Origin of the sequence: Paenibacillus sp. 32352, from assembly GCF_002042965.1 — a bacterium.
Taxonomy (GTDB): domain Bacteria; phylum Bacillota; class Bacilli; order Paenibacillales; family NBRC-103111; genus Paenibacillus_S; species Paenibacillus_S vulneris.
In genome coordinates, this window is sequence record NZ_MZNT01000035.1 from 1 (window position 1) to 776 (window position 776).

Here is a 776-nt window from a genome sequence, read left to right on the forward strand (position 1 = left end):
TATTAGCTTAACCATGCTAATACACGTTGTATTGCTCTACGCATTGTATTTCCATATCTAGTTTTCAAGGAACAATCTTAGCTTCATCGCCATCTCTCAATAGCGACAAAAAGCATCTTACCACAAAACCTCACTCGAAAGCAAGAGTTTTTTTGGTGGAGCCAAGCGGGATCGAACCGCTGACCTCCTGCTTGCAAGGCAGGCGCTCTCCCAGCTGAGCTATGGCCCCATATCATAATATAAAATTTTATGGTGGGCCCTAGTGGACTCGAACCACCGACCTCACCCTTATCAGGGGTGCGCTCTAACCAGCTGAGCTAAGGGCCCGTTTTGGATCAACAAAACGATTATTCAAAACAAAAACCCACTCAAAGGTGGGTTGCTTGGCGACGTTCTACTCTCCCAGGACCCTTCGGTCCAAGTACCATCGACGCTGGAAGGCTTAACGTTCGTGTTCGGTATGGGTACGCGTGGTTCCCTTCCGCCATCATCACCAAACGAAGTCTTGCTAATACAAAACCAACTTCGCGAATAACGCTAAGCGCTCTCTTTAGAAAGCTTATATCGCAACCTTATGTTCATGAGAGTTATTGCCCTCTCAAAACTGACCAACGAGTGAATGCCGTTGCAACTGTTAATCAGTTGCTTATTTGTCCGATGACCTGCAGTCATCATGGACTCCATAGAAAGGAGGTGATCCAGCCGCACCTTCCGATACGGCTACCTTGTTACGACTTCACCCCAATCATCTACCCCACCTTCGGCGGCTGGCTCCT

Annotated in this window: 2 tRNA genes and 2 rRNA genes; all 4 read right to left on the reverse strand. The window is 47.9% G+C overall.

The window, feature by feature from the left end:
- Positions 1-153: 153 nt before the first annotated feature.
- Positions 154-229: transfer RNA gene (locus B1728_RS35445), tRNA-Ala, on the reverse strand.
- Positions 230-250: 21 nt separating this feature from the next.
- A tRNA-Ile gene (locus B1728_RS35450) sits at positions 251-327 on the reverse strand.
- A 54-nt stretch (positions 328-381) separates the two neighbouring features.
- Positions 382-498: ribosomal RNA gene (gene rrf, locus B1728_RS35455) — 5S ribosomal RNA — on the reverse strand.
- A 188-nt stretch (positions 499-686) separates the two neighbouring features.
- Positions 687-776, reverse strand: a 16S ribosomal RNA gene (locus B1728_RS35460); the annotation flags it as partial.